Genomic DNA, 26,867 nt, shown 5'->3' with positions numbered 1-26,867 from the left:
GCTGTCACACGAAAACGATACCGCATCGCAGGCGTCCAACGGCGTCAGTTCAACGGAGAGAACACATGTTCAAATTCACGGGAAAACTGCTTTCCCTTTCGGCCGTCGCCCTGATGGCGACCTCTGCCATCTCGTCGGCCCAGTCCATGGATGAACTGGTCGCCGCAGCCAAGGCTGAAGGCCAGCTCACCACCATCGCGCTGCCGCATGACTGGTGCGGCTACGGCGCGGTCATCGACGGGTTCAAGGCGAAATATCCGGAAATCACCATCAACGAACTCAACCCCGATGCCGGCTCCGGCGACGAGGTGGAGGCGATCAAGGCCAACAAGGACAACAAGGGCCCGCAGGCGCCCGACGTCATCGACGTCGGCCTGAGCTTCGGCCCGACGGCAAAGAAGGATGGCCTGATCCAGGCTTATAAAGTATCAACATGGGACTCGATCCCGGACAGCGCCAAGGATGCCGAAGGCTTTTGGACCGGCGACTATTACGGCGTGCTTTCGTTCCTGGTGAACAAGGACCTGGTCAAGGAAGCGCCGGCCGACTGGGCCGACTTGCTGAAGCCGGAGTTCGCCAATACCGTGGCGCTCGCCGGTGACCCGCGCGCTTCGAACCAGGCCATCCAGGCCGTCTATGCCGCCGGCCTTTCCGGCGGTGCGGCTGCCGGCGAAGCTGCCGGTACGGCTGGTCTCGACTTCTTCAAGAAGCTCAACGCCGCCGGCAATTTCGTGCCGGTCATCGGCAAGCCCGCGACGCTTGCCCAAGGCCAGACGCCGATCCTGGTGACCTGGGATTATAACGCGCTTGCCGGCCGCGATACGCTGAAGGGCAATCCGCCGGTCGACGTCGTCGTGCCGAAGACCGGCGTCGTCGCCGGCGTCTATGTCCAGGCGATCAGCGCCTACGCGCCGCACCCGAATGCTGCCAAGCTATGGCTGGAATATCTCTATTCCGACGAAGGCCAGATCGGCTGGCTGAAGGGCTATTGTCACCCGATCCGCTTCAACGACCTCGCCAAGAACGGCAAGCTCCCGGCTGACGTGATGGCCAAGCTGCCGCCGGCCGAATCCTATGCAGCCGCGGTGTTCCCGACGCTCGACGAGCAGGGCAAGGCCAAGGAAGCCATCACCAAGAACTGGGATGCCGTCGTCGGCGCCAACGTCAAGTAAGACTTGAGACCAGCCGGGCGGCTTCAATCGCCGCCCGGCATACCTCCAGGACGGTAGCCGGCGCATGACCGATATCTCGTTGTCCGATCACGCTGTTGCCGGGAAGACCGCGCCTCCTGCCGACGCCCGCAGCATGAGGCTGCCGACGCAATGGCTTGGCGTTGCGCCTTTCTTCATCTTCGCCGTCATGTTCCTGATCTTGCCGACGCTCTATCTGATGCTGGGCGCATTCCGGAACGATGCCGGTGAATTCACCTTCGAGAACATAGTGGCCTTGGCGCAGCCGTCGATCGTCGCCGCCTACTGGATCTCGATCAAGGTCAGCCTCGCCTCGTCGCTGATCGGTGCTTTCGCGGGGCTTGCCATTGCCATCGCCATCGTGCGCGGCGGGCTGCCGGAGTGGATACGCTCGGCGACACTGACCTTCTCCGGCGTGGCCTCCAATTTTGCCGGCGTGCCGCTGGCCTTCGCCTTTCTCGCGACGCTCGGCCGGCTCGGGCTCGCCACGGTGCTGCTCAACGTCTTGGTCGGCTTCAACATTTATGCCCATGGTTTCAACATCCTGTCGTTCTGGGGCCTGACGCTGACCTATGTCTATTTCCAGATCCCGCTGATGGTGGTGATCATCGTGCCGGCGATCGACGGGCTGAAGAAGGAATGGGGCGAAGCGGCGGCAACGCTTGGCGCGACCCAGGCGCAGTTCTGGCGCATGGTCGTCATTCCGGTGATCTGGCCAAGCTTCCTCGGCACCGTCATCCTCTTATTCGCCAACGCCTTCGGTGCCATCGCCACCGCTTACGCTCTGACCGGCTCCTCGCTTAACATCGTCCCTATCCTGCTCTACGCGCAGATCCGCGGTGACGTGCTGCACAATGCCCATCTCGGCTACGCCATCGCTTTCGGCATGATCGTGATCACCGGGCTGGCCAATGTCTTCTACATCTGGTTCCGGACGCGCTCGGAAAGGTGGCTTAAATGAAGAGCGGCAGATTCTGGGCCTGGATCGTCTTCGCGCTGGGCGCGGCCTATTTCTTCATTCCGCTTATCGCGACCGTGGAATTTTCCATGCGCATGCGGCGCGGCGCCTATTCGTTCGATGCCTATCAGGTCGTGCTCGGCGATCCCCACTTCCAGGCGACCTTCATCTATTCGGTGGTCGCCGCCATCTTCACCATCGTCCTCGGCGTGCTGGTGGTGGTGCCGGCGGCGTACTGGATTCGCCTGCGGCTGCCTCAGCTCAGGCCCGTCGTCGAGTTCATCACGCTGCTGCCGCTGGTCATTCCCGCCATCGTCATCGTCTTCGGCTACATCAGAATGTACGGGTCGAACTCACCGCTGCCGTTCCTGGCCAGCGAGACAGGAGCCAATGCCTTGCTGGTCATCGGTTATGCGACACTGGCGCTGCCCTATATGTATCGCGCCGTCGACACCGGGCTTCGCACTATCGACGTGCGGACACTGACCGAGGCGGCGCAGATTCTCGGCGCCGGCTGGGGCACGATCATCACCCGGGTCATCCTGCCCAACGTGCTGATCGCGGTGCTGTCCGGCGCCTTCCTGACCTTTGCGATCGTCATCGGTGAATTCACCATGGCCAGCCTGCTCAACCGGCCTGCCTTCGGACCCTATCTGCAGAACGTCGGCGCCAACCGCGCCTATGAGCCGGCGGCGCTTGCCATCATCGCCTTCGCCATCACCTGGGGCTGCATGTCGCTGATCCAGATCCTGTCGCGCTTCGCGCCGCGATCGGCGAACCGACCAAACTGATCGAAAGCCGAAGGAAAAAGCCATGACCGAGCCATTCCTCTCAATCCAGCATGTGCGAAAATCCTTCGGCGCCACCACCGTGGTGCAGGATTTCAACCTCGATGTCGAGCCGGGTGAATTCGTCTCCTTCCTTGGCCCGTCGGGCTGCGGCAAGACGACGGTGCTGCGCATGGTCGCCGGCTTCGAGGAACCATCCGCCGGCAAGATCGTCGTGGCCGGCAAGGACATTACAAGGCTGAAGCCCAACCAGCGCAATGTCGGCATGGTGTTCCAGGCCTATGCGCTGTTTCCGAACCTCACCGTGGCGCAGAATATCGGCTTCGGGCTGAAGGTCGCCGGTATGCCGAAGGCCGATGCCGACAGGCGCGTTGCCGAAATGCTCGACATTATCAAGCTGCCGCAGATGGGCGACCGCTATCCCTACCAGCTTTCCGGGGGCCAGCAGCAGCGCATCGCGCTGGCGCGGGCGATTGCGCCCAAGCCGAAACTGCTGCTGCTCGACGAGCCGCTGTCGGCGCTCGACGCCAAGGTGCGCGTGTCGCTGCGCGAGGAAATCCGCTCGATCCAGAAGAAGCTCGGCATCACCACCATCTTCGTCACCCACGACCAGGAAGAGGCGCTGTCGATCTCCGACCGCATTGCTGTCATGTATGGCGGCAAGGCCGAGCAAGTCGGCACGCCGTTCGAGATCTACAACCGGCCGGCAACCAAATTCGTCGCCAATTTCGTCGGCACGCTGAACGTGCTCGAAGGCACGGTCACCGACGCGGCATCGGGCAAGGTGCGCGTCAACTCGCAAGAGGTCTCGCTCAAGGGCAAGCTCAACGGCTCGAAGTCTGGCGACACGCTGTCGCTGGCGCTGCGGCCCGAGGCGATCTCGCTCGGCCGCCAGCCCGGCCGCGATTCAAGCCTTTCGGGCGAAATCGCCGAGGTGCATTTCCTCGGCTCGGTCATCCGGGTGCGCGTCGGCATCGGCGGCAGCACGGTCTCGCTCGACACGTTCAACAGCCCGGCCACGCCGCCGCCGGCCGTCGGCGAAAAGGCCGAGATCTCGTTCTCGTCGGGCGACATGCTGGTGCTGCATTAGGGAAGAGTGAAATAGTGAATGGTGAATAGTAAGAGGGCACTTTACGCGCCGAAATTACCCTGCAAGCAACCATTCACCATTCACCATTCACCATTCACCATTCACCATTCACCAGCAGCCAAAGCCGTGGCCGTTTTTGCAGTGCCAATCGCCCGGCTTCACCGCTACGATAAGGCATGGCGCTTTTTGAACTCACCCTTGTCCTGCTTCTCATCGCGGTCGCCCTGACCGCGCTGTCGCGGCGTCTGCAGATTCCCTATCCGTCATTGCTGGCGCTGGCCGGCGCCGGCATCGCTTTCCTGCCGTTTGCACCGACCATCGAGATTGACCCGGAGCTGGCGCTCGCTCTGTTCATCGCGCCGGTTCTGCTCGACGCGGCCTATGACACGTCGCTGCGCGATCTCAACCGCTACAAGGTTTCGCTCATCCTGCTGGCGCTTGGCGCCGTCATCTTCACCACGGTGACGGTCGCGCTGGTCGGCTGGACGATGGCAGGCCTGCCCATCGCCGCCGCCATAGCGCTTGGCGCGATCGTGGCGCCGCCCGATGCCGTGGCAGCCGCGGCCGTGCTCGGACAGTTCAAGGTGCCGCACCGCATCACCGCCATCCTGGAAGGCGAGAGCCTGCTCAACGACGCCACGGCGCTGCTGATCTACAGGATGTCGGTTTCCGCAGCCGCCGGCTCCATCCTGTTGAGCAGTGCCGTACCAATGATCCTGCTGTCGACGGTCGGCAGCCTTGCCGCAGGCTATGTGCTCGGCCGGTTGTCTCTCGCCATACTCGGCCGCATCGACGACCCGGCGAGCGGCACCGTGGTGCAATTCGCCTCAACCTTCGGCGTCTGGATCCTGGCCGACAGGATAGGGCTTTCCGCCATCATCACGATCGTCGTCTATGCCATGACGATCGCACGTACGTCGCCGCGCCGCATGCCGGCAAGGAATCGTGTCAGCTCCTACTCGGTCTGGGAGACGGCGGTGTTCGTGCTCAATGTTCTGGCCTTCGTTCTGATGGGCCTGCAAGCGCGATCGATCGTGGGCCGACTTGCCGAGCAAGGCCAAAGCGAGGCATTCGTCTTTGCCCTGGCTGTACTGGCCGTCGTCATCGTATCGCGGCTCGTCTGGGTGCTGGGCTGCGGCGCGATCCTCAGAGGGCTGGCACGTCTGGGCGACGAAGACAGGCGGAAGGACGCACCGACATTCCGCGGCGGCGTGCTCATCGGCTGGTGCGGCATGCGCGGCCTGGTGACGCTTGCGGCAGCCTTCGCCCTGCCGGCCGACTTTCCGGGCCGTGATCCGATCGTGCTCGCCGCTTTCACGGTCGTGCTCGGCACATTGGTGCTGCAAGGCGTCAGCCTGAAACCGTTGCTGCTTCTGCTCAATCTCGACCTCGACCGGACGGTCGACCGGGAGGTGGCGCAGGCGCGCGTCGCCATCATGCAGGCGGCGCTGGACGTGCTCAGCGGCAAGACATCGAGCGCGGCAGGGGCGGTGCGAGAGCAATATGCCGCCCAGCGCGCCATCGCCGAAAACCCGGAGGATGCCCAGGCGGCGACCGAGTATGACAGATTGCGTCTATATGCCATCAAGAGCCAGCGCGATGCGCTGGAGCGCCTGCGCATCGACGGAACGATCGGCGACGAAGCCTACCACCGCCTCGAGGAAGAGATCGACTGGTCGGAACTGGCAGCATCCCCGCCCGGTCGGTTCCAGCCGCTAACCACTTAAAGCGCGTCGCGATTGAACAGCCTCTTGCGACGCGCTTTAAGTTTTTGTCTTTATGCTTGTCGCCCAAAACCGCTGCGCACTTTTGGGCGACAAGCATTAGCATCTGGCCCAAGCTGCCTCTGTTCGGCTGCACATTGCAACCAATCCAGCGAACGGCTACTGCCAGCAAGAAATTGAGCCGGATAAGCAGTGAAGCTGGTCAGCTATAACATCCAGTACGGCTTCGGCAGCGACGGCCGCTACGATCTGGCGCGCTGCGCCAAGATCGTGGCCGGCGCCGACATCATCGCCTTGCAGGAAGTGGAACGGCACTGGCGGCGCAGCAACGAGGACGACCAGCCGGAACTTCTTTCGCGATTGCTGCCCGACTATTATTGGGTCTATGGCCCGGCCTTCGACATGGATGCCAGCCAACGGCGTGACGGCCGCATCGTCAACCGGCGGCGGCAATTCGGCACCATGGTTCTGTCGAAGCTGCCGATCGTCTGGTCGCGGCTGCACACGCTGTCGCTCAGGCGCACGCTTCGTCCGCTCAATACCCGCAACGCCGCACTCGAATGCATGGTCCGCACCCCCGCCGGTCCGGTGCGGGTGCTGTCGTTGCATCTGGCGCATATCGCGGCCGAGGAGCGGATGGAGCAGATCGACTATTTGCTCGCCGAGCATCGCCGTGCGCCCTCCGAGGGCGGCCCGTGGAGCGGCGCCGATGACGAGCCGGCGCGCAACTGGAGCAATGGCGAACAGGAGCCAGAAAACCCCGTAGCGGCGATCTGGTTGGGCGACTTCAACATGGAGCCGGATAGCGCCGAGTACCGGCGCATTGTCGGCAGCGCGCCCTATCATCGCGGTGCCGCCTATCTCGACGGTTTTGTCGATGCCGTCGCCGTCTCAATGGAACCGACAGCGGATTTCCACACCCATGTGAAGACCATCGACGGTAGGATCGCAAAGCGCCGGCTCGACCATTGCTTCGTCGGCGGCATGTTTGCGGGGCGCGTGCGCTCGCTCAGTGCCGAAATCGGCCAAATCGCCTCCGACCATTTTCCGCTCTGGGTGGATATCGACCTGGAGACGCCGATCGCCATCGGAACGGGCGGCGGATGAACCGCCGATGAGCCTGTTTGTCTTTTTCGCGGTGCTCGCCGCCGCTTCCATGCATGCGATCTGGAACGCGCTGGTCAAGGTCCATCTCGACCGTTTCCTGTCGATCACGCTGATGACGCTCGGCATGGGTGCCGCGGCGCTGGTGACGTTGCCCTTTGTCGAGGTGCCGAAGCCGGAAGTGTGGCCGTACATCCTCGCCTCGGTTGTTTTCCACATGGGCTACAGGACGTTCCTGATCGGCGCCTACAAGGCCGGCGATTTCGCCCAGACCTATCCTCTGGCGCGCGGCACCGCGCCGTTGCTGGCCGCTTTGGGGGGCATTGTCGTCGTTGCCGAGATGCCGGCGCCGCTCGCCATCGTCGGCATCCTCTTGTTGTCGGCGGGCACGCTGGTGCTGTCGTTTCGCGGCGGCGCGCATCTGGAGAAATTGAACCTGCGCGCCGTCGGCTTCGCGCTGGGCACATCGATCTTCATCGCCAGCTATACGCTGTCCGACGGCAGCGGCGCGCGGCTGGCCGCCACCGCATCGAGCTATGCGGCCTGGCTGTTCGTCTGCGATGCGCTGTGGGCGCTGGTGCTGTGCGTAGTCTTTCGCGGCCCACAGGCGCTGCCGGTGCTGGCGCGCGACTGGAAGGCAGGAATCTATACCGGCGTGCTCAGCGGCGGCGCCTACTGGATCGTGATGTGGGCGATGACCAAGGCGCCGATCGCCTCGGTGGCGTCGCTGCGCGAAACATCGATCCTGTTCGCCATGATGATCTCGGTGTTCGCGCTCGGCGAGAAGATGACGGCATGGCGAGGTGCCGCGGTGCTTAGCATAGTCGCCGGCGTCGTTGCGCTGAGGATGGGATAGTCACGCGATCTCCAGGTCGAACACCATCAGCCTGTCGGTGCCGCCTTCGAGCGCCGCGACCAGTCTTGCGCCGGCGCGCTGATGCGCTTCATGCTCGAGATAGGCATCGCGTGCCGCGGCGTCGCGAAAGTCGATGGTGAAGCCGTGCGTGAAGCCGCGGGCGAAGGGTTCCGGGCTGGCATTGGCACTGAATTCGACCTTGCCCATTCCGTCGATCACCGCCCGCAAGCTTCGAGATCAGCATGGATTGCCGCGCGCTCGGCGCTGGCGACATTGTTGCGGAATCTGACGAAGACACAGTGCCTGATCATTCCTTGTCCCTCATGCCGCTCGGTTGGTGGAAAACACCGCCGGCGGCAGCGGCTCGCGGCCAAGGATCAGATCGGCGCCCTTTTCGCCGACCATGATCGTCGGCGCGTTGGTGTTGGAGGAGGGGATGCGCGGCATCACCGAGGCGTCGCAGACGCGCAGGCCCTCGATGCCACGCAGCCTGAGATCGGGCGCCACCACACTCATCGCATCGCGGCCCATGCGGCAGGTGCCGACCGGGTGGTGGTCGGTCTTGGAACTGCGGCAGGCGTAGTCGAATAGTTCGTCGCCGCTCTGCAGGTCGGGTCCCGGCTGTACCTCGCGCAGTACATAGGGCCGCAGCGCCTTCTGCCGCATGATCTCGCGCGCCAGCCTCAGCCCCTTGATCGACATGTCGCGGTCATACGGATCGGCCCAATAGTTCGGATCGATCAGCGGGCGGTCGGCCGGGTCGGCACTGTTCAGCCGCACCGTGCCGCGAGAGCGCGGGCGCAGGAAGGCCGAGTTCAATGTCACGCCCGGATTGTTCAGCTTCTCGACGCCGGCCTCGATGCCGGAGCCGAGGCCGAGATGCAGCTGGATATCGGGAGATGCGGCAGTTGGATCGGCGTACCAGAAGCCGCCGGTCTCGAACAGGCTGGAGGCGACGGGGCCTTTCTTCAGGAGCAGATATTGCAGGCCGGCCCAAGCCGTCCAATGCAGCTTGGCGTAGTTGTCGTAGGTGTGGTCGCCGGTGCATTCGGCGATGACGAACAGATCGAGATGATCCTGCAGGTTGGAGCCGACGCCAGGCAAATCATGCACCGGTGTCACTCCGATCGCCTTCAGATGGTCGGCCGGGCCGATGCCCGACTGCATCAGAAGCTTCGGCGAGCCGATGGCGCCGGACGAGACGATCACCTCGCGTTCGGCGCGCAGGATCGTTGGCTGGCCGCCCGGCCTGTCGACGATCTCGACGCCTGCGGCGCGGCCCTTGTCGACGACGATGCGCGTCACCAGAACGCCGGTCCTGACGGTGAGATTCTTGCGCTCGCGGATCGGCCGGAGATAGGCGACCGAGGCGGAGGAGCGCTTGGCGTCCTTCTGTGTCAATTGGTAATAGCCGACGCCCTCCTGGCTGGTGCCGTTGAAGTCGGGATTGAAGGGAATGCCCATCTCTTGTCCGGCACGGAAATAGGCCTCGCAGATCGGCAGCGGCGCGATCGGGTTCGACACGCCGAGCGGGCCCTGGTCGCCGTGAAAATCGTTGGCGTAGCGCTGGTTGTTCTCGGCGCGTTTGAAATAGGGCAGCACGTCGCGATAGCCCCAGCCGGCAAGGCCTTCCTCCTTCTCCCAGGCGTCGTAGTCGCGGGCATTGCCGCGCGTGTAGATCTGGGCGTTGATCGACGAGCCGCCGCCGATCACCTTGGCCTGCGTGTATCGGAAGACGCGGTTGTTCATGTGCTTTTGCGGCACTGTCGACCAGCCCCAGGCGGCGATGCCCTTGGTCATCTTGGCAAAACCCGCCGGCATATGGATCAGCGGATGCCAGTCCTTGCCGCCGGCTTCGAGCAGCAGCACCTGATGCGATGGATCTTCGCTCAGCCGGTTGGCGAGTACGCAGCCGGCCGGGCCGGCGCCGACGATTATGTAGTCGGTCATGGGATGTAGTCGATCATGGCGTCACCTGTTCATAACCTCGGCACCGACAGCGCGCCGTCGACATTGATGACGGAGCCGGTCGAAAAGCCGAGCTTGCCACCGGCGAGCGCCGCCACGGCGGCACCGATATCTTCGCTCTCGCCCCAGCGCATTGCCGGCACCAGCCCGCCGTCGATCATCCCGTCATATTTGGCGGTGACACCGGCGGTCATGTCGGTGCGGATGATGCCCGGGCGCACCTCGAACACGGCTATGTTTTCGCTGGCAAGCCGCAGCGCCAGGTTCTTCACCCACATCGAAAGCCCAGCCTTGGAGATGCAGTAATCGGCACGTTCCGGCGAAGCCATGGCGGCGCTGACCGAGGTGATGGTGATGATCGATCTCGCACCATCGCTCGGCAGGCCGAGCATCGCTTTGGCAACGGCCTGGCTGAGGAATACGGTGCCGCGCAGATTGATGCCGAGCACCCGGTCGAAATTTTCCGGCTTGAGCTCGAGCAGGTCGCCGCGCAGGACGGCGCCGATGCCGGCATTGTTGACCAGGCAGTCGATGCGGCCGAAGGCATTCAATGCAGCATCGATAAGTGCCGCATGGCCACCGAGATCGGCGATGTCGCAGCGATGGTATGCGAATGCCGCGCCGCGCGCTGTAATGTCGGCGGCGAGCCCGTCGGCGGCTTCGTCGGCAAGGTCGGCGACGAGGATGTCGAAGCCGGAATCTGCGAGCGCTTTGGCGCAGGCAAGGCCGATGCCGCGCGTGCCGCCGGTGACGATCGCTGCCGGGCGGCTCATGTTGCAAGCTCCGTCTTGCGGATATGATCGGCGACGCGCAGCGCCTGTGCCGCGATCGATAGCGCCGGATTGACGGCGGCCGAATTCGGCAGGAAGCCGGCGTCGACGACGAACAAATTGCTGTGGTCGAAGGAGCGGCAGAACGGATCCAGCGGCGAGGTCGCTGGATCGTTGCCCATCTTCACCGTGCCGCACTGATGCGAGGGCGTGCGCTTGTCGAACGGTCGCGACAGCACGATCGGATAGCCGCAGGCGCGGAAATTCTCGCGCATCACCTTGGTCAGCCCGTCGAGCGACTGCATGTTGGAGCGCCGCCACTGCATGACGATGTCCTTGCCGTCGACCATGATGCGGCTCTCGGGATCGGGCAGGTCCTCGCACATCAGATACCAGTCGACGGCGTGGCCGGCCATGAAATCGAGCGCGAATTTGGGCGCGCGCCTGACATTGGCCTTGAGGATGTTGCCGTCGATCTTGCCGAGGAGCTGGACATTGCCGAGCGGCTTGCCGCCCTTGCCGTCGGATAGATAATAATCGTTCAGCATCAGCGTCTTCTGGTAGACGGATTTGTTCCGGCGGCGTGGATCGATCGCCAGCATGGCGCTCGAATTGTGGTTCATGAAGTTGCGGCCGACCTGGTCGGAGCGGTTGGCCAGGCCTTTGCCACCGCCTTTGCCCTCAGGGGTGGGCGAGCGCAGCAGGATGGCGGCGGAATTGACCGCGCCGGCCGATAGGATGACCAGCTTCGGCGCGACTTTCTTCAGCGTACCGTTCTGTCGATAATGGACGGCGGCGATTGTCCTCGCGTCCGGCGATGCCTCGAGATGTTCGACATGGGCGCCGGTCTCGAGCTTGATGTTCTGGTCGGCAAGGGCCGACGCCAGCGGCCCCGTTTGGGCGTCGACCTTGCCGGCACCGGTGTTGGGAAACGCGTCCCACGGCGTGCTGCCGTCTTTCAGCCAGGCTTCGATGTCGACGCCGAGCGGCAGCGATGCCGGGTGCAGACCCAGGCTCCTGAGCTCGGCGCGGGCGCGCGCGATCGGCGGCTCGTCGGGTACCGGCCCGAAAGGGTAGGGTATCGAGTGGAACGGCTCGGTCGGGTCTTCGCCGAGCGCACCGCGCACGCGGAAAAGCTGCTCGGCCGTGGAATACCAGGGTTCGAATTCGTCATAGGAAAACGGCCAGGCCGGCGAGATGCCGCCATAGTGCTCCATCTCCGAAAAGTCTTGCCTGCGGTAGCGGATCAGCACGGCGCCGTAGAATTTCGAATTGCCGCCGACATAGTAGTAATTTCCCGGGTTGAAAGGCGCTCCCCCGGCCTCGAGCCACATCTCCTTCGGCCGGTAGTGACCATCGACGAAGATAGCTCGCGTGTCGCGTGCGTGCGGGGTTGCCGGCAGTGGTTCGCCGCGCTCCAGCATCAGGATCGAGGCGCCACTGCCGGCAAGGCCGGAGGCGATCGTGGCGCCGCCTATGCCGGAGCCGATGATGACGATGTCGGGATTTGTCATGGCCGTCAGACGATGCGTTTCTCGGTCGCCGGATCGAAGAACACCGCCTTGGTCAGGTTGAAGGCGAGCGGCGTGACCGTGCCGGGCTGGATGTTGGCATCGGCGCGCAGCCGCGCCACCACCGCCTTGCCGCCGAGATTGGTGACCGCGAACGTATCCGAGCCGGCCGGCTCGATGACCTCGATGTGACAGTCGGCGCGGGCGATGTTCGAGGCGTTGCGTTCGGCGCCCTCGGGATCGGTCAGTGCTTCCGGGCGAACGCCGAAGATGATCGGTTTGCCCTGGAATGCCGACAGGCCGGCCGGCGCATTGCCCAGCGGCAGCGAGATCGGCTGGCGCGCCTCGCGCTCCATGACGACGGAGAAGCCGCTGCCGTTGCTGCCGATCGTCGCCGGGATCAGGTTCATCGCCGGCGAGCCCATGAAGTCGGCAACAAACAGGTTGACCGGATTGTTATAGATTTCGGCCGGCGTACCGAACTGCTGCACCTCGCCGTCGCGCATCACCGCGATCTTGGTGGCCAGCGTCATCGCCTCGATCTGGTCGTGGGTGACATAGACGATCGTGGTGCCGGTGGTGGCGTGCAGGCGCTTTATCTCGATGCGCATGTCGACACGCAGCTTGGCGTCGAGGTTGGACAAAGGCTCATCGAACAGGAACAGCTTTGGATCGCGCACCAGCGCCCGGCCCATGGCGACGCGCTGGCGCTGGCCGCCGGAAAGCTGGCTTGGCTTGCGCTTCAGCAAATGGCCGATCTGCAGGACTTTCGCCACCTTGTCGATGGCCTTCTGGCGCTCGCCGGCCGGCACGCCGCGCATCTCCATGCCAAAGGCGATATTGCCGGCCACCGTCATGTTCGGATAGAGCGCGTAGCTCTGGAAGACCATGGCGATGTCGCGCTTGGAGGGGTGGAGATCGTTGATCGTGCGTCCGTCGACGCGGATTTCGCCTTCGGTGATGGTTTCCAGGCCGGCAATGGTGTTGAGCAGCGTGGACTTGCCGCAACCGGAAGGCCCGACCAGCACGAGGAAGCCGCCCTTTTCCAGGTCGAGGTCGATGCCTTTCAGAATCTCGACCGCTCCGAAACGCTTCTTCAGCCCGTCAATTTCCAGAAAAGCCATGCGATTATCCTTTGACGGCGCCGGCCATCAGGCCGCGCACGAAATAGCGGCCGGCGAGCACATAGACGAGGAGCGTCGGCAGCGCAGCGATCATCGCCGCCGCCATGTTGACGTTGTATTCGACGACGCCGGTCGAGGTGTTGACGACGTTGTTCAGCGCCACCGTCATCGGCATCACGTCGCCTGAGCCGGCATAGGCTGAGGCGAAGAGGAAGTCGTTCCAGATGTTGGTGAACTGGTAGATCACCGTCACCACGATGATCGGCAGCGAATTGGGCAGCATGATGCGCCGGAAGATCTGGAAGAAGCTGGCGCCGTCGATCTGCGCGGCCTTCACCAATTCGTTCGGAAACGCTTCGTAATAATTGCGGAAGAACAGGGTGGTGAAGCCGATGCCGTAGACGACGTGAACGAACACCAGGTTCACCGTCGGATTGCCGAAGCCGAAGGTGAGGCCGGTCGCGTTCTGCAGCTTGACGCCGAACCGGCCTAGGCTGCCGAGGATCGTTGCCATCGGCAAGAGGACCGACTGGAACGGGATGAAGCAGGCAAACAGCATCAGCCCGAACACCAGCGTCGCCCCGCGGAAGCGCCACTTCGTCAGCACATAGCCGTTTAGTGCGCCGAGCAGGGTCGAGATGACGACGGCCGGAACCACCATTTTGATCGAGTTCCAGAAATAGCCCTTCATGCCGACGCAGGTGAGACCCGAGCAGACTTCGCTCCACGCCCTTATCCAGGGCGCGAAGGTCGGCTCCTGCGGCAGCGCCAGCATGTTGCCGTTCTGTATCTCGTCCATGGTCTTGAACGAGGTCACCAGCATGACGAACAGCGGCATCAGGTAGAACAGCGCGAACAGCGCCAGCAGCCCGTAAATGACGATACGGTTGACCGTCCTGGCGCTGATACCCCCAGTGCTCTGGCGGGCAGGAGTGGCTATGGCGCTCATCGCGGCTTCTCCCGAAGCTCGGAATAGAGATAGGGAACGATGATGGCGGTGATGGTCATCAGCATGATCACGGCGCTGGCCGAGCCGACGGCCATCTCGTTGCGCTTGAAGGTGTACTCATACATGAAATTGGACGGCAGCCAGGCCGAGCCGCCCGGCCCGCCGCTGGTCAGCGCGACGACCAGATCGTAGGATTTGATGGCGAGGTGCGCGAGCACGATCAAAGCCGAAAGGAAGATCGGCCGCAGCATGGGGATGACGATGCGACGGTAGAGCTGGAACGTGGTGGCGCCGTCGATCTGCGCCGCCTTCAGTATCTCGCCGTCGATGCCACGCAGGCCGGCCAGGAACATCGCCATGATGAAGCCCGACGCCTGCCAGACGCCGGCGATGACCACCGTGTAGATGACAAAATCCTTGTTCTTGATCCAGTCGAAATGGAAGCTCGTCCAGCCCCATTGGTGCAGCGTCTGCTCAAGGCCGAGGCCGGGGTCGAGAAACCATTTCCAGGCAACGCCGGTGACGATGAAGGACAGTGCCATCGGGTAGAGATAGATCGGCCGCAGCACACCTTCGCCGCGGATCTTCTGGTCGAGCAGGATCGCCAGCAACAGGCCGAGCGCCAGGCAGATGGAAATGTAGAGGAAGCCGAAAATCCCCATATTGGTGATCGATGTGTACCAGGAGGACGGCGGATCGCTTTCGAAAGTCCAGCGCCATAGCCGCTGATAGGCGCGTGGCCCGGTGATGGCATAGGACGGAAAGGTCTTGGAATTGGTGAAGGACAGATAGATCGTCCACAGGATGAAGCCGTAGACGAAGACGACGGTGGCGGCGAAGCTCGGCGCCAGAACGAGCTTCGGCAGCGCGTCCTGAAGGCGCGAGCGCACCGAGGCACCCGGACGAGCATCGTGCTCCGGCGTCAGCGTGATACTGGTTTCAGCAACTGTGCTCATCTGTCCATTCCGTCTCGCGGGTCCGGAATTCTGTCGTCGCGGCCTCTGCGGCACGAAGCGTGCCGTTCGGCGCAACCGCAAAACCTCGCCGCAGGAGATCTCCCCGGCTTGCGCCGGGGAGATCATTCACATTGGCGGGTGCCTTACTTGGCGTCTTCGATCGCGCTGACCAGTTGGGTCACGGCCTCGTCCGAGGTCTTGATCTGGCCGTGGACGAACTTCGAGACGACATCCTTGTAGGCGTTGGCAACCGCCGGAGGCGCGCCATAGCCCTGCGCCAGCGAACCGAATAGCGTGCCGCCTTCATTGGCGGCCTTCAGGTCGGCTATGCCCTTCTTGCCGCAAGCGTCGAAATCGGTATCCGGCACGTCGGTGCGGGCCGGAACAGAGCCCTTGACGACGTTGAAGGCCGACTGGAAGCTCTTCGACAGCGTGGCGGTGGCCAGAGCGATCTGGGCGGCTTTGCGGTCCTCCGGCACGTTGAACATGCCGAACATGTCGGAGTTGTAGACGACACTGCCCTCGGTGCCGGGGAAGCGGTAGCACAGGAAGTCGGTGCCCGGGACCTTCTTGGCGGCGTTGAATTCGCCCTTGGCCCAGTCGCCCATGACCTGCACCAGGGCATCGCCCTTGATGACCATGGCGGTGGCGAGGTTCCAGTCCCGGCCCGAGAAGTTCGGGTCGACATAGGTGACGAGCTTGGCGAGGTTGTCGAACGACTTCTTCATCGTATCGGACTTCAGCGACTCCTCGTCGAGGTCGTTGAAGGCCTTCTTGTAGAACTCGGGCCCGCCGGTCGACAGCACGACCGAGTCGAACATGGTGGCTTCCTGCCAGTTCTGGCCGCCCAGCGCCAGCGGGATGACGCCCGCCGCCTTGGCCTTGTCGAGCAGCGCGATGAAGTCGTCGAAGGTCTTGGGCTCGGTGCCGCCGATCTTGTCCATCACCGCCTTGTTGATCCACAGCCAGTTGACCGAGTGGACGTTGACCGGGGCCGCGACCCACTTGCCGTCATAGACTGCAAATTTCTGCAAGGCCGTCGGAACGGACTTGTCCCAGCCTTCCTTCTTCGCCGTCTCGGTCAGGTCGCCCATAACGCCGGCCGCGGCGTAGTCGAGCACGGTATAGCCAAGCATTTGCGAGGCGGTCGGGTAGTTGCCGGCTGCCACCATCGCCTTCAGCGCGGTCATGGCGGCGTCGCCGCCGCCGCCGGCCACCGGCACGTCCTTCCAGGCAAAGCCTTCCTTGGCCAGATCCTGCTTGAGCACGTTCAGCGCGGCAGCTTCGCCGCCCGACGTCCACCAATGCAGCATCTGGACTTCCTTGACGTCCTCGGCATGGGCCGCGAACGCAACGCCCGATGCGAGAGCCGTCCCGATAAGCAGTTTGCGCAACATGTACTTCCTCCCTTGTTGAACTTGCACGACCGGCGGATGCCCACCGGGTTCTTCCCAACTCAGCCGACCCACCATCCGGTGCGCTGGCCGCGATGAAACTGGATTGTCTTTTCTTCTGTATAATCCTCGACGGCGCGCTTGCCGAGTTCGCGTCCAAGACCGGACTGCTTGTAGCCGCCGAAAGGCAGCTCGGGATAACCCTCCATGAACGTATTCACCCAAACGGTTCCCGAACGCACATTCCGCGCCACCGACATGCAGGTATCGATGCTGGCGCTCCACACGCCCGCCGACAGACCATAGGGCGTGTTGTTGGCGATGTGCAACGCCCTTTCAATCGATCCAAAAGTCAGCACCGAGAGCACCGGACCGAACACTTCCTCGCGCGCAATGGCCATGTCTTCGGTGACGTCGCCAACGATGGTCGGATCAAGATACTGGCCGCCGCTCGAAGCAAGCTGCTTGCCGCCGCAATATATCCGGCTGCCGTCGTTTTCCGCGGCCGTCACGTAGCCGGTGACCTTGGCCACATGGTCGGCGGAGATCATCGCGCCGACCTTGGTGCGGTCGTCGAGCGGGTCGCCGACAACCACCTTGGCGGTGAGTGCCTTCACGGCTCCGAGGAACTCGTCGGCGATCGCCTCATGAACGATTAGCCGGCTGCCGGCATTGCAGCACTCGCCGGCATTGAAGAAGCCGCCGAATACCGCCGCGTCGGCGGCCGCCTCGAGGTCGGCATCGGGAAAGACGATCTGGCCGTTCTTGCCGCCGAGCTCCATCGAGACTTTCTTCAGCGAGTTGGCGGCAGACGCCATGGTCATCTTGCCGACGCGGGTGGAGCCGGTGAACGACACCATCTCGACCAGCGGATGGCTGACCATCGGTGCGCCGACATCGGCGCCCAGCCCGGCAAGGATGTTAACGACGCCGTCCGGCAGGCCGGCCTGCATCAGGATCTCGCCGAGAACAAAGGTCGAGGCCGAGGTCATCTCGCTCGGCTTGACCACCGCCGTGCAGCCGGCGGCGAGCGCGAAGGGCAGTTTCTGGCTGACGATCAGGAAGGGGAAATTCCACGGCGTGATGATCGAGACGACGCCGATCGGTTCGCGCAACACGACGCCGAGCATGGCATCGCCGAGATTGGCGTAGCTTTCGCCGTGAAGCGTCCGCGCAAGTGCCGCGGCATAGCGCCAGATATCGACGGCGCTGCCGATCTCGCCGCGCGCCTGGGCAATCGGCTTGCCGGATTCCAGTGCGTCGAGCCGGGCAATCTCGTCCAGCCGCGCCTCGATCAGGTCAGCCGCCTTGAGCAGGATCGTGGCGCGTTCGGCTGCCTTCATGCGCGGCCACGGGCCGGTCTCGAAGGCCTTGTGCGCGGCCTGTACTGCCGCCTCTACATCCGCCGCGCCGGCCTGTGCATAGCGCGAGACGGTGAAGCCGTGGCCGGGGCTGCTGCGCTCCAGCGTGCGGCCGTCCTGGGCGTCGACGAACTTGCCGTCGATCAGCAGCCGGTAGCTTTTCGGCGCTGCGGCTGCCTCGGCGGGCATGGCGATGTTGAGAGGCGCGTTCATGTGAGTTTCAGGTTCCTAAGATCTTGAGAACGCCGGCTTCCGCTTGGCCTTGAAAGCCTCGACGCCGGCCCTGAGATCGCTTGTCAGCGCGATGAAGCCGCTGGCCAGCGCTTCGGTCGCGGCAGCACTCTCTTCGCCCTCGGCGATGGCAATCATCAGCTTGGCGGCTTCGGTCGCCAGCGGCCCGCGCTCGGCGATTTTTTCTCCCCAGGCCTTGGCCTCGACGCGTGCCTGACCGGTCTCCACCACCCGATCAACGATGCCCAGAGCAAGAGCCTCGGTCGCCAGAAACACTTCGCCGCCGAGCGCCATCCGCCGCACCGCCTGCGCGCCGAAGCGGCGCACGGCGCGCTGTGTGCCGGACCAGCCGGGAACGACACCGATCGAGGTCTCGGGGAAACCCAGCTTCATCTGTGTTTCTGCGACGCGGAGGTCGCATGCAGCCGCCAGTTCCAGCCCACCGCCCAGCGCATGGCCGGCAAGAACGGCGATCGTCGGCTGCTGCAGCCGCGCCAGCCGGTCGAAGACGCGATGGCCGTAGCGCACCCATTGTACCTGGAAATCGGCGGCGCTCATTTCTGCCCACGCCTCGACGTCGCCGCCGGCGCAAAAGCCCTTGCCTTCGCCACAGACCAGCACGACGCGGACGCTGTCCGCCGCCTCGGCTTCGTCGAGTGCTGCTTCCAGCGCCCGCAGCATCGGGATGTCGAGCGCGTTGAATTTCTCCGGCCGGCGCAGCGTGATTGTGCCGATGGCGCCGTCGGTTTCAAAGGTGACGAGGCGCTCAGCCACGAGCGCCTCCAAGCGAGGCGCCACCGTTGAGCGACAGGCCGATCGGCCGGTCCCGGTAGAGCGCATCCGGCGTCACTTTGAGATCGTTGGCTACGGCGAGCGGGATCTCGGCCTGCGCCAGAACATCGCGCTCGAGGTCGATGCCCGGCGCCAGCTCGGTCACCATCAGCCCTGCCGGCGTCAGCTTCATCACGCAGCGCTCGGTGACGTAGGTGATGTCCTGTCCCTGCGCGACGGCACGCTTGCCCGAGAAGGAGATATGCTCGACCTCGCCGACGACTTTCTTGACCTTGCCCTCCTGGTCGATGCGGATGCCGCCACCGGCCAGCGACAGCTTGGCGCCGGCATTGAAGAAACCGGAAAAGACGATCTTCTTCGCCCGCGCGGTGATGTCGACGAAGCCGCCGGCGCCGGCGGTGACATGCGGCCGCGCCGACAGCCTGGACACGTTGACCGAGCCGTGGCGGTCGATCTGCAGGAAGGATAGCAGCGAGGCGTCGAAGCCGCCGGCCTGGAAATAGATGAACTGGTGCGGCGAGGGCATGAAGGCGTCGGCGTTCGACGAGCAGCCGAACTTGAAGTCGAGCAGCGGCACGCCGCCGACCGCGCCCTGTTCGATGACCCAGGTGACCTTGCCGTGCTGGCCTTCCTCGAGCAGGATGCGCGGCACATTGGCCGAGATGCCGAAGCCGATATTGACGGCCATGCCGTCGGCAAGCTCCATGGCGACGCGGCGCGCAATCACCTTCTGGACGTTCATCTCGGCGTTGCGGAAGCTCGACAGCGGCCGGAAGATCTCGCCGGAGATGGCCGGATCGTAGGGCGTCAGCGTCGTCTGCAACTGGTCGGGCGCCACCACGATATGGTCGACCAGCACGCCGGGCACACGCACATCGTGCGGCTTCAGCGTGCCGTTCTCGACGACGCGCTTGACCTGTGCGATGACGATGCCGCCATTGTTGCGCGCGGCCAGCGCCTGTTCGAGGCCGCCGAGATAGGCGCCCTCATGCTCATAGGTGAGGTTGCCGCGCTCGTCGGCGGTGGTGGCGCGGATGATCGCGACCTGGGGCACGATCGAGCGGAAATAGAGCCACTCCTCGCCGTCGAATTGCTGCACCGAAACGATCGGCTCGCTGGCGGCGGCATTCATCGCGCAGCCCTGGTGGCGCGGGTCGGCAAAGGTATCGAGCCCGACCTTGGTCAGCACGCCGGGACGCTTGGCGGCGGCCTCGCGATGCATGTCGAACAGGATGCCGGACGGCACGTTGTAGGCGGCGACCGAATTGTCGCCGATCATCTTCCAGATATGCGGCGGTTCCGACGATGACGGCCCGGACGGATAGGAGCCGCACAAGGTGCGCTTCAACAGGCCGGGCTTGGCTAGATGATCGATGCCCTTGATGCCGTACATGTCACCGGCGGCGATCGGGTGCAGCGTCGTGATGTCCCTGGGATGGCCCTCGGCGTCGAAGCGCTGGCCGATGGCGGCCAGCACCGCGTCCGGACAGCCGAGGCCGCTCGACGACGAGACGGAAACGACCACGCCATCCCTGATCAGGCTGGCAGCCTCAGCCGCTGAAACGAGCTTGCTCACGCTTCGCTCCCGAGCTTCGGGTCGATGGCAACGGCGTTGCCGGACCTGGCCGATTGCAATGCCGCCTCGGCTGCGGTCAGTGACCAGACGCCGTCCTCGCCGGTGGCAGAAGGCTGGCCCTCGCCACGGATCGCCGCGTGGAATTGGCGCAGCGAACGGGCATAGAGGTCTTCGCGGTCGAAGCTCAATTCCTCCTCGCCCTTTGCCGTGCGCAGCAAAACCGTGCCGATCGGCTTCTGCGTCATGACGTCCCTGGCGATCAGCGAGCCTTCGCTGCCATGCACCTCGAAGCCGGTGCCGGCGAATTTTGTCGTGAAGCCCTCATGCGACTGGGCGATGACGCCCGATCTGAAGCGCCAGAGGCACATGGCGCCGTCTTCCAGTCCGCCGGCGGCCATGCCGGCCGATTGCGTGAAGGCCGAGATCTCGAGCGGATCGTCGCCGAGCACGAACCGCAGCGTGTCGGCGTCGTGGACGGTGATATCGAGCACCACGCCGCCGCCGGCGTCCGGCCTGGTGATGCGCCAGCCCTGCAGGTTTTCCGGAAGATAGACGGAGTGGAAGACGCGCGCGGCGATCGGCCTGCCGATGCGGCCGCCAGCGATCGCTTCGCGCATCGCGCGGTGCGAGCCCGCATTGCGCAGATGGTGATTGGTGCCGAGCACGACGCCGGCGGCCCTGGCGGCGGCGACCATCTTGCGCGCGTCGGTGCTGGTCAAAGCCAGTGGTTTTTCGCAAAGCACATGCTTTCCCGCCTGGATGGCGGCGAGTGCCTGTTCGAGATGCAATTCGTTGGTGGTCGAGATGTAGACGGCGTCGATATCGGAGCCGAGCAATTCATCAAGCGTCACGACCGCCGCCGGAATGCGGTTTTCCCGAGCATAGGCAGTGGCCCGCTCCGGGCTGGAGCTCATCACCACGGCGATCTCGCCGTCCTTCTGCGCGCGGATGGCGCCGATCATGAACTGTCTTGCGATCGTGCTGGCGCCGATCAGCCCCCAACTGACGGTCATGCCGCGTCCCCCATTCCTGCGCAGCCATGCTCCTTGCGATCGGGGCCGCAGCTTTCCCTGACCACCAGGTTGACGGCACCGATATGATCCTCGGCGCGCGTGGTGCGCGATTGGATCATCTTCAGCACGACGTGGGCGGCGCGCTCGCCGAGGCCGGCGGTGTTCACCGCGACGCTGGTCAGCGCCGGCATATAGTGCTCGGCCTCGGCGACGTCGTCGAAGCCGACGACGGCAAAGTCCGCGCCGGGTTCCAGGCCGCGCTTGCGCAGCGCCAGCAAGACGCCGAAGGCGACCGCATCGTTGAAGCAAAGGGCCGCGGTCGGCGGCGCGGCCATGGCGAGCGCGGTTTCCAGGCAGGCAATGCCGCCCTTGCGGCTGGTTTCGCCCTCAAAGACCAGCCTGTCGGCTGGCGCGATGCCGAGCGCTTCACAGGCCTCGCGAAAGCCGCCCAGGCGCTCGTGATAGACGACAAGGTCGGATGAGCCGCCGAAGAAGGCCACCCGGCGATGGCCCTTGCCGATCAGATGGGCGGTGGCGAGATAGGCGCCGCGATGATTGTCGGGCGTGATCACCGGGATGCGGCTTTCGGGAAGCCGGCGCATGACGAAGACGACCGGAACGCCTGCGGTCTCAAGGCGACGGAATGCGCCAGGCGTGGTGCCGCGCGCCGGCGACACGACGAGCCCGGCGACACCCTGCTCCATCAGCGATTTCAAAACCTCTTCCTGGCGCACCGGGTTTTCAGCGGTATTGGCGATGAAAGGCACGACGCCGGCCGACTGGAAGACGCGCTCCATGCCGACCGCCAGTTCGGCGAAAAACGGATTGGTGAGATCGTTGATGACCATGCCGATGACGTTGGAATGGGCCTTGCGCAGATTGGCGGCGCCGCGATTGTATACATAGCCGACATCCTCGATCGCCTTGCGCACCTTCAGCGCGGTTTCGGGCCGTATCAGCCCGCTACCTTGCAGCACCAGCGATACCGTCGATTTGGACACGCCCGCCTCACGGGCGATGTCGAGTATCGTTGCCTTGGCCCGGCTGGCCATCCAGATCTGTCCTCCCGATGGTTTCTTATGCGATTTATTGGAACGATCTAATCTCTGCGGCGCATTTGAGTCAATCGGGTTTTTGCGAACCCGGGAGAAATGCGGCTCAGCGGGCGCAATCCTTCGGCAAGTGAGGCTGTCACCTGCTGCGATGCAGCAAATTGAGCTGCACGAAGGCAGGGTGGCAAAGTATCTTGATTTATTGGAACGTTCCATTTATTAGGCGTTGGGAAGGGAGAGAGCCATGGACATCACCTTGCCCGGGGAAGGCGGCGGCCGTGTCCGCTACCGGCTTGTCGGCCAGCCGGTGCAGCCTGTGGCCGGCGCGCGGTTCTCGCGCATCGCCTACGCCGCAGCCCATGTCGTCGCCGATCCCTTCGCCATGACCGATCCGTGGTCGAGGCCCGCGGTCGACTGGGACAAGACGATGGCGTTTCGCCATCATCTTTGGCGGCTCGGCTTTCGCGTCGCCGAAGCGATGGACACCTCTCAGCGCGGCATGGGTTTCGACTGGGCAAATGCCAGGGAATTGATCCGCCGCTCCATTATCGAGGCGCGCAGCGTGGAGGGGGCCGATCTCGCGTCAGGCGCCGGCACCGACCATCTGGCGCCGGGTGCCGCGAGTACGCTCGACGATGTCATCGCGGCCTATGAAGAGCAGCTCGGCTTCATCGAAGGGCTTGGCGGCAAGGCGATCATGATGGCCAGCCGCGCACTGGCGACGATCGCCAAAGGCCCCGACGATTATATCGGCGTCTACGACCGCATCCTGTCCCAGGCCTCCGGCAAGGTCATGCTGCACTGGCTGGGCGACATGTTCGACCCGGCGCTGAAAGGCTACTGGGGCAGCAGCGATTTCGAAACCGCGCTCGAGACGGTGATCGCGATCATCGAACGCCATGCCGGCAAGGTCGAGGGCATAAAGATCTCGCTGCTCGATGCCGGCAAGGAGATTGCCCTCAGGGACCGGCTGCCCGAGGGCGTGGTGATGTTCACCGGCGACGACTTCAATTACCCCGAGCTGATCGCCGGCGACGGCGACAGACATTCGCACGCGCTACTCGGCATTTTCGATGCGATCGCGCCGGTCGCCAATGCGGCGCTGGCAAAGCTGGCCGACGGCGACCGCGCAGGCTATGACGCGCTGATGGCGCCGACAGTGCCGCTGTCGCGCAAGATCTTCGAGGCGCCGACCGAATACTACAAGGCCGGCATCGTCTTCATGGCATGGCTGAACGGCCATCAGGAGCATTTCTCGATGATCGGCGGCATGCAATCGGCGCGCGGCATCCGTCACTATGCCGATGTCTTTCGCCTTGCCGACCAGGCAGGATTGCTGGCCGAGCCGGAGCTTGCCATTGCCAGAATGACAAGCCTCTGCGCGGTAGCGGGCGTCTGATCGCAAACGCTGCGTCCGATCCAAAGCCAGGTTCGGTAGCTTTGCGATTTGCCTTGTCTGGGCAAATCTGTATGCGGTATGCCTCCAGCAACAGAGAAGCCGATCCGGCGCTCCGCCGGCCAGCCGGCAAAGCTGCCGTTCTGCATTGGGGTAAGCTGATGACCTTCGACCTTCAGGGCAAGCGCGTTTTCGTCGCCGGGCATCGCGGCATGGTCGGCTCGGCGATCCTGCGCAGATTGGCCGACGAGGATTGCGAGGTCCTGACCGCCTCGCGCGCCGAGCTCGATCTTCTCGACCAGGCCGGCGTGCGGCGGTGGATGGCCGACCGCAAGCCGGCTGCAGTGGTGATGGCGGCGGCCAAGGTCGGCGGTATCCTGGCCAACAACAGGCTTCCCGTCGATTTTCTGCAGGACAATCTCGTGATGCAGAACAATGTCATCGACAGCGCCTTCCGCAACGAGGTGCAGAAGCTGCTGTTTCTCGGCTCATCCTGCATCTATCCCAAATTCGCGGCGCAGCCGATCTCCGAGGACGCCTTGCTGACCGGGCCGCTCGAACCCACCAACGAATGGTATGCGATCGCCAAGATCGCCGGACTGAAACTGTGCCAGGCCTATCGGCGCCAATACGGCGTCGACTACATCTCGGCGATGCCGACCAATCTCTACGGCCCGGGCGACAATTTCGACCTCAATTCAAGCCATGTCGTGCCGGCCCTGATGCGCAAGGCGCACGAGGCCAGGCGCGCCGGCCGCAAGAACCTGGAGGTGTGGGGATCGGGCACGCCGATGCGCGAATTCCTGCATGTCGAGGACGCCGCCGACGCGCTGGTCTGGCTGCTGAAGAATTATTCGGGCGACAGCCACATCAATGTCGGCTCTGGGGAAGACATCACTATTGCCGATCTTGCCCGCACCATCGTGTCGGTCGCCGGCGCCGATGCGACGATCACATTCGATGCGACGAAGCCGGACGGCACGCCGCGCAAGCTGATGGACGTATCGCGCCTGTTCGCCACCGGCTGGCGCCCGCGCTACTCGCTGCGCAGCGGATTGGAACAGACCTATGCCTGGTTTCTAGAGCACGTCGAAACCGGGGATCTGCGCCTCGGCGCGGCCTGAGGCCGGTATAGGCCGGGAACGTCAGTCGACGAAAAAATACCGACGGCCAATTGAGGATTATCTGGATGGTGGGCGTGACAGGGATTGAACCTGTGACCCCTGCAATGTCAATGCAGTGCTCTCCCGCTGAGCTACACGCCCATCCGAAGCCGCGCATACACCATTTTTGGTTCGGCACGTCAATAGCGGGAAAAGGGAAAGAATGGCTGGCTTGTCTCTTTGTTTTGACGCAATTCCGGACGGAAAACCGCCTCACACTTTTCCTGGAATGGCTCTAGTCGATCAAGACGCGACAAAAGAGCGTCAGGCGGCCTGCAGCATCTTTTCGACCTCGTTGACGAGGTCGCGCAGGTGGAACGGCTTCGATAGTACCTTGGCGTCTTTCGGCGCCTTGGAATCAGGGTTCAGCGCGACGGCTGCGAAGCCGGTGATGAACATCACCTTGAGGTCGGGATCGATCTCGGTGGCGCGGCGGGCGAGCTCGATGCCATCCATTTCGGGCATGACGATGTCGGTCAAAAGCAGCGAAAAAGGTTCCTCGCGCAGCCGCTCATAGGCACTGGCGCCATTGTCGAAATCGCTGACCTGATAGCCGGCGCGCTCCAGCGCCTTGACGAGGAACCGGCGCATGTCGTCGTCGTCTTCCGCCAGCAGAATGCGTGCCATCTTGTCCCGTCCGAATCACCCAACCGACAATGCCGTGCGGCAAGCCCGTTAACCATGCTGTATATGAGGAGGTGACGGTAAACATCAAGTGAACGTTGGGCGCACAATCCTGATTTGGCTGGCACTTCGGCGGCTGGACATGCGGGCGGCGAGGTGGCACTTTCCTATCATGATGCATTGGTATTTCCGGGTTCGTTCAAATTGAAAACGGCAGCCGAGGATTTTTCGGTCGTTCCACCCTTCGAAATCCGATCGGGCGCCGAACAGCGCGTTCCCTTCCTCTTCAACTCGCCGCATAGCGGCCGCTACTATCCGGACCGGTTCATGGCGATGGCCAAGCTGGACCGCAACGCCATCCGCCGCTCCGAGGACTGCTATGTCGAGGAATTGTTCGGCGGTGCCGTCGCGCTCGGCGCGCCGATGCTGGCGGCAAACTTCCCGCGCGCCTATCTCGACGTCAACCGGGAGCCGTGGGAACTCGACCCGCGCATGTTCGCCGAACCGGTACCGTCATTCTGCAACATCCGCTCGGCGCGTGTGGCCGGCGGGCTCGGCACCGTGCCCAAGCTGGTCGGCGAGGGGCTCGACATCTATTCCGGCCGCTTGCCGCTGGCCGAAGCCGTGGCGCGCATCGAAGCGGTCTACAAGCCCTATCACGAGACGCTGAAACGGCTTTTGACCAGAACCCACGCGCGCTTCGGCTACGCCGTGCTGATTGACTGCCACTCGATGCCGGCAAGCATAAGGGTCGGCGACAGCGGATTGCGGCCGGATTTCATCGTCGGTGACCGCTTCGGCATCTCCGCGGCGGCGGCGTTGACCGAGACGGCGATCGGCCTGCTCACCGGCATGGGCTACAGCGTCGCCCACAACAAGCCCTATGCCGGAGGCTTCATTACCGAGCACTATGGCCGCCCCGTGCGCCATCTGCATGCGCTGCAGATCGAGGTCAATCGCGGGCTCTACATGAATGAGCGGACGTTCCAGAGATCGGCTGGTTTCGACGCCCTGGCCGGCGATCTGGCACGGTTTTCGGCCGAACTGATGGCGATGCCCGATCACAATTTCATGGATCTGCCGCTGGCCGCCGAATAGCGCCGGAAACGCGGTACTCGCCGCTCATGCGGCAGCGTAAAAAAAGACCGCATCGTTTGCACGACACGGTCGAAGTCTAGGGAGGAAACGCCCAAGGAGGGCATGGACAGGAACCCCTGTCCGAGAACAAACGTATTGTGCGCTGCACAAATGTCAAGGCGCGTTCCGGCTTTTTTAAT

General features: G+C 63.8%; 24 protein-coding genes and 1 tRNA gene. 10 read left to right on the top strand and 15 right to left on the bottom strand.

Annotation, left to right across the window (positions count from 1 at the left end; all coding sequences use genetic code 11):
• Window positions 1-65: 65 nt before the first annotated feature.
• The 7 genes from AC0L2Y_RS18925 (at window position 66) to AC0L2Y_RS18895 (ending at window position 7,710) form a co-directional block, all read left to right on the top strand.
• Entirely contained in the window at window positions 66-1,172 is a 1,107-nt protein-coding gene (locus AC0L2Y_RS18925; RefSeq protein ID WP_352588184.1) for an ABC transporter substrate-binding protein, read from the top strand.
• Window positions 1,173-1,236: 64 nt separating this feature from the next.
• Window positions 1,237-2,151, top strand: coding sequence for an ABC transporter permease (locus AC0L2Y_RS18920; protein ID WP_352488709.1), 915 nt, complete (start codon window positions 1,237-1,239; stop codon window positions 2,149-2,151).
• Window positions 2,148-2,939: an ABC transporter permease gene (locus AC0L2Y_RS18915; protein WP_473558597.1), complete on the top strand. Its 792-nt coding sequence runs from the start codon at window positions 2,148-2,150 to the stop codon at window positions 2,937-2,939. The genes AC0L2Y_RS18920 and AC0L2Y_RS18915 overlap by 4 nt, the downstream gene beginning before the upstream one ends.
• Before the next feature lie 22 nt (window positions 2,940-2,961).
• Window positions 2,962-4,026 (top strand): ABC transporter ATP-binding protein, encoded by a 1,065-nt coding sequence (locus tag AC0L2Y_RS18910; protein ID WP_473558595.1) that lies wholly within the window; start codon window positions 2,962-2,964, stop codon window positions 4,024-4,026.
• 176 nt (window positions 4,027-4,202) lie between these two features.
• Window positions 4,203-5,753 (top strand): cation:proton antiporter, encoded by a 1,551-nt coding sequence (locus AC0L2Y_RS18905; protein ID WP_352665552.1) that lies wholly within the window; start codon window positions 4,203-4,205, stop codon window positions 5,751-5,753.
• Between the two features lie 189 nt (window positions 5,754-5,942).
• Window positions 5,943-6,857 (top strand): endonuclease/exonuclease/phosphatase family protein, encoded by a 915-nt coding sequence (locus tag AC0L2Y_RS18900; RefSeq protein ID WP_473558592.1) that lies wholly within the window; start codon window positions 5,943-5,945, stop codon window positions 6,855-6,857.
• Window positions 6,858-6,864: 7 nt separating this feature from the next.
• The gene (locus tag AC0L2Y_RS18895; protein ID WP_352465875.1) at window positions 6,865-7,710 is read left to right on the top strand and encodes an EamA family transporter; all 846 of its coding nucleotides are present in this window, start codon (window positions 6,865-6,867) and stop codon (window positions 7,708-7,710) included.
• Here the strand turns inward: AC0L2Y_RS18895 and AC0L2Y_RS18890 are convergent, their stop codons facing one another.
• From AC0L2Y_RS18890 to AC0L2Y_RS18830, 13 genes are all read right to left on the bottom strand, one after another.
• Window positions 7,711-7,917 carry a Dabb family protein gene (locus tag AC0L2Y_RS18890; protein ID WP_473558590.1) on the bottom strand — a complete coding sequence of 69 codons (207 nt, stop codon included), beginning with the start codon at window positions 7,915-7,917 and terminating at the stop codon, window positions 7,711-7,713.
• A gap of 114 nt (window positions 7,918-8,031) precedes the next feature.
• Window positions 8,032-9,660, bottom strand: coding sequence for a GMC family oxidoreductase (locus AC0L2Y_RS18885; protein ID WP_473558589.1), 1,629 nt, complete (start codon window positions 9,658-9,660; stop codon window positions 8,032-8,034).
• A 29-nt stretch (window positions 9,661-9,689) separates the two neighbouring features.
• Complete coding sequence (locus AC0L2Y_RS18880; RefSeq protein WP_473558586.1) at window positions 9,690-10,451, bottom strand: 3-ketoacyl-ACP reductase; 762 nt, start codon at window positions 10,449-10,451, stop codon at window positions 9,690-9,692.
• A complete protein-coding gene (locus AC0L2Y_RS18875) occupies window positions 10,448-11,962 on the bottom strand; it encodes a GMC oxidoreductase (RefSeq protein ID WP_473558584.1) in 1,515 nt (504 codons plus the stop codon). The genes AC0L2Y_RS18880 and AC0L2Y_RS18875 overlap by 4 nt, the downstream gene beginning before the upstream one ends.
• 5 nt (window positions 11,963-11,967) lie before the next feature.
• Window positions 11,968-13,083 (bottom strand): ABC transporter ATP-binding protein, encoded by a 1,116-nt coding sequence (locus tag AC0L2Y_RS18870; protein ID WP_473558581.1) that lies wholly within the window; start codon window positions 13,081-13,083, stop codon window positions 11,968-11,970.
• A gap of 4 nt (window positions 13,084-13,087) precedes the next feature.
• On the bottom strand, window positions 13,088-14,032 hold the full coding sequence (locus AC0L2Y_RS18865; protein ID WP_473558579.1) for a carbohydrate ABC transporter permease: 945 nt from the start codon (window positions 14,030-14,032) through the stop codon (window positions 13,088-13,090).
• Window positions 14,029-14,988: a carbohydrate ABC transporter permease gene (locus AC0L2Y_RS18860; protein WP_473558576.1), complete on the bottom strand. Its 960-nt coding sequence runs from the start codon at window positions 14,986-14,988 to the stop codon at window positions 14,029-14,031. The genes AC0L2Y_RS18865 and AC0L2Y_RS18860 overlap by 4 nt, the downstream gene beginning before the upstream one ends.
• Window positions 14,989-15,131: 143 nt before the next feature.
• On the bottom strand, window positions 15,132-16,385 hold the full coding sequence (locus AC0L2Y_RS18855) for an ABC transporter substrate-binding protein (RefSeq protein ID WP_352488720.1): 1,254 nt from the start codon (window positions 16,383-16,385) through the stop codon (window positions 15,132-15,134).
• A 59-nt stretch (window positions 16,386-16,444) separates the two neighbouring features.
• Window positions 16,445-17,956, bottom strand: a complete 1,512-nt coding sequence (locus AC0L2Y_RS18850) for an aldehyde dehydrogenase family protein (protein ID WP_473558574.1) — start codon at window positions 17,954-17,956, stop codon at window positions 16,445-16,447.
• A 15-nt stretch (window positions 17,957-17,971) separates the two neighbouring features.
• Window positions 17,972-18,748: an enoyl-CoA hydratase/isomerase family protein gene (locus tag AC0L2Y_RS18845; RefSeq protein ID WP_473558573.1), complete on the bottom strand. Its 777-nt coding sequence runs from the start codon at window positions 18,746-18,748 to the stop codon at window positions 17,972-17,974.
• The gene (locus AC0L2Y_RS18840) at window positions 18,741-20,342 is read right to left on the bottom strand and encodes an acyl CoA:acetate/3-ketoacid CoA transferase (RefSeq protein WP_473558570.1); all 1,602 of its coding nucleotides are present in this window, start codon (window positions 20,340-20,342) and stop codon (window positions 18,741-18,743) included. The genes AC0L2Y_RS18845 and AC0L2Y_RS18840 overlap by 8 nt, the downstream gene beginning before the upstream one ends.
• The gene (locus AC0L2Y_RS18835) at window positions 20,339-21,355 is read right to left on the bottom strand and encodes a Gfo/Idh/MocA family protein (protein ID WP_473558568.1); all 1,017 of its coding nucleotides are present in this window, start codon (window positions 21,353-21,355) and stop codon (window positions 20,339-20,341) included. The genes AC0L2Y_RS18840 and AC0L2Y_RS18835 overlap by 4 nt, the downstream gene beginning before the upstream one ends.
• Window positions 21,352-22,407: a LacI family DNA-binding transcriptional regulator gene (locus AC0L2Y_RS18830; protein WP_352975101.1), complete on the bottom strand. Its 1,056-nt coding sequence runs from the start codon at window positions 22,405-22,407 to the stop codon at window positions 21,352-21,354. The genes AC0L2Y_RS18835 and AC0L2Y_RS18830 overlap by 4 nt, the downstream gene beginning before the upstream one ends.
• A gap of 244 nt (window positions 22,408-22,651) precedes the next feature.
• On the opposite strand from AC0L2Y_RS18830, the gene AC0L2Y_RS18825 reads away from it, so the two are divergent.
• Together AC0L2Y_RS18825 and fcl are read left to right on the top strand one after the other, a co-directional pair.
• Entirely contained in the window at window positions 22,652-23,806 is a 1,155-nt protein-coding gene (locus tag AC0L2Y_RS18825) for a dihydrodipicolinate synthase family protein (protein ID WP_473558565.1), read from the top strand.
• A 158-nt stretch (window positions 23,807-23,964) separates the two neighbouring features.
• Window positions 23,965-24,927 (top strand): GDP-L-fucose synthase, encoded by a 963-nt coding sequence (fcl, locus tag AC0L2Y_RS18820; protein WP_473558563.1) that lies wholly within the window; start codon window positions 23,965-23,967, stop codon window positions 24,925-24,927.
• 66 nt (window positions 24,928-24,993) lie between these two features.
• On the opposite strand, the gene AC0L2Y_RS18815 is transcribed toward fcl, so the two are convergent.
• A tRNA-Val gene (locus tag AC0L2Y_RS18815) sits at window positions 24,994-25,068 on the bottom strand.
• A gap of 162 nt (window positions 25,069-25,230) precedes the next feature.
• The gene (gene cpdR / locus AC0L2Y_RS18810; protein ID WP_006199474.1) at window positions 25,231-25,593 is read right to left on the bottom strand and encodes a cell cycle two-component system response regulator CpdR; all 363 of its coding nucleotides are present in this window, start codon (window positions 25,591-25,593) and stop codon (window positions 25,231-25,233) included.
• Between the two features lie 153 nt (window positions 25,594-25,746).
• Between cpdR and AC0L2Y_RS18805 the strand changes: the two genes are divergently transcribed.
• Entirely contained in the window at window positions 25,747-26,688 is a 942-nt protein-coding gene (locus AC0L2Y_RS18805) for an N-formylglutamate amidohydrolase (RefSeq protein ID WP_352665531.1), read from the top strand.
• Window positions 26,689-26,867: the final 179 nt, after the last annotated feature.

This window comes from Mesorhizobium sp. WSM4830, from assembly GCF_055811495.1.
Note: the sequence above shows the minus strand (reverse complement) of the source record. Positions and strands in the feature narration are given on the sequence as shown.

Bases quoted from the DNA above. Each gene is read 5' to 3' on its own strand.
- AC0L2Y_RS18925 (WP_352588184.1), top strand. From the start codon at position 66: ATGTTCAAATTCACGGGAAAACTGCTTTCCCTTTCGGCCGTCGCCCTG.
- AC0L2Y_RS18920 (WP_352488709.1), top strand. From the start codon at position 1,237: ATGACCGATATCTCGTTGTCCGATCACGCTGTTGCCGGGAAGACCGCG.
- AC0L2Y_RS18915 (WP_473558597.1), top strand. From the start codon at position 2,148: ATGAAGAGCGGCAGATTCTGGGCCTGGATCGTCTTCGCGCTGGGCGCG.
- AC0L2Y_RS18910 (WP_473558595.1), top strand. From the start codon at position 2,962: ATGACCGAGCCATTCCTCTCAATCCAGCATGTGCGAAAATCCTTCGGC.
- AC0L2Y_RS18905 (WP_352665552.1), top strand. From the start codon at position 4,203: ATGGCGCTTTTTGAACTCACCCTTGTCCTGCTTCTCATCGCGGTCGCC.
- AC0L2Y_RS18895 (WP_352465875.1), top strand. From the start codon at position 6,865: ATGAGCCTGTTTGTCTTTTTCGCGGTGCTCGCCGCCGCTTCCATGCAT.
- AC0L2Y_RS18890 (WP_473558590.1), bottom strand. From the start codon at position 7,917: ATGGGCAAGGTCGAATTCAGTGCCAATGCCAGCCCGGAACCCTTCGCC.
- AC0L2Y_RS18885 (WP_473558589.1), bottom strand. From the start codon at position 9,660: ATGACCGACTACATAATCGTCGGCGCCGGCCCGGCCGGCTGCGTACTC.
- AC0L2Y_RS18880 (WP_473558586.1), bottom strand. From the start codon at position 10,451: ATGAGCCGCCCGGCAGCGATCGTCACCGGCGGCACGCGCGGCATCGGC.
- AC0L2Y_RS18875 (WP_473558584.1), bottom strand. From the start codon at position 11,962: ATGACAAATCCCGACATCGTCATCATCGGCTCCGGCATAGGCGGCGCC.
- AC0L2Y_RS18870 (WP_473558581.1), bottom strand. From the start codon at position 13,083: ATGGCTTTTCTGGAAATTGACGGGCTGAAGAAGCGTTTCGGAGCGGTC.
- AC0L2Y_RS18865 (WP_473558579.1), bottom strand. From the start codon at position 14,032: ATGAGCGCCATAGCCACTCCTGCCCGCCAGAGCACTGGGGGTATCAGC.
- AC0L2Y_RS18860 (WP_473558576.1), bottom strand. From the start codon at position 14,988: ATGAGCACAGTTGCTGAAACCAGTATCACGCTGACGCCGGAGCACGAT.
- AC0L2Y_RS18855 (WP_352488720.1), bottom strand. From the start codon at position 16,385: ATGTTGCGCAAACTGCTTATCGGGACGGCTCTCGCATCGGGCGTTGCG.
- AC0L2Y_RS18850 (WP_473558574.1), bottom strand. From the start codon at position 17,956: ATGAACGCGCCTCTCAACATCGCCATGCCCGCCGAGGCAGCCGCAGCG.
- AC0L2Y_RS18835 (WP_473558568.1), bottom strand. From the start codon at position 21,355: ATGACCGTCAGTTGGGGGCTGATCGGCGCCAGCACGATCGCAAGACAG.
- AC0L2Y_RS18830 (WP_352975101.1), bottom strand. From the start codon at position 22,407: ATGGCCAGCCGGGCCAAGGCAACGATACTCGACATCGCCCGTGAGGCG.
- AC0L2Y_RS18825 (WP_473558565.1), top strand. From the start codon at position 22,652: ATGGACATCACCTTGCCCGGGGAAGGCGGCGGCCGTGTCCGCTACCGG.
- fcl (WP_473558563.1), top strand. From the start codon at position 23,965: ATGACCTTCGACCTTCAGGGCAAGCGCGTTTTCGTCGCCGGGCATCGC.
- cpdR (WP_006199474.1), bottom strand. From the start codon at position 25,593: ATGGCACGCATTCTGCTGGCGGAAGACGACGACGACATGCGCCGGTTC.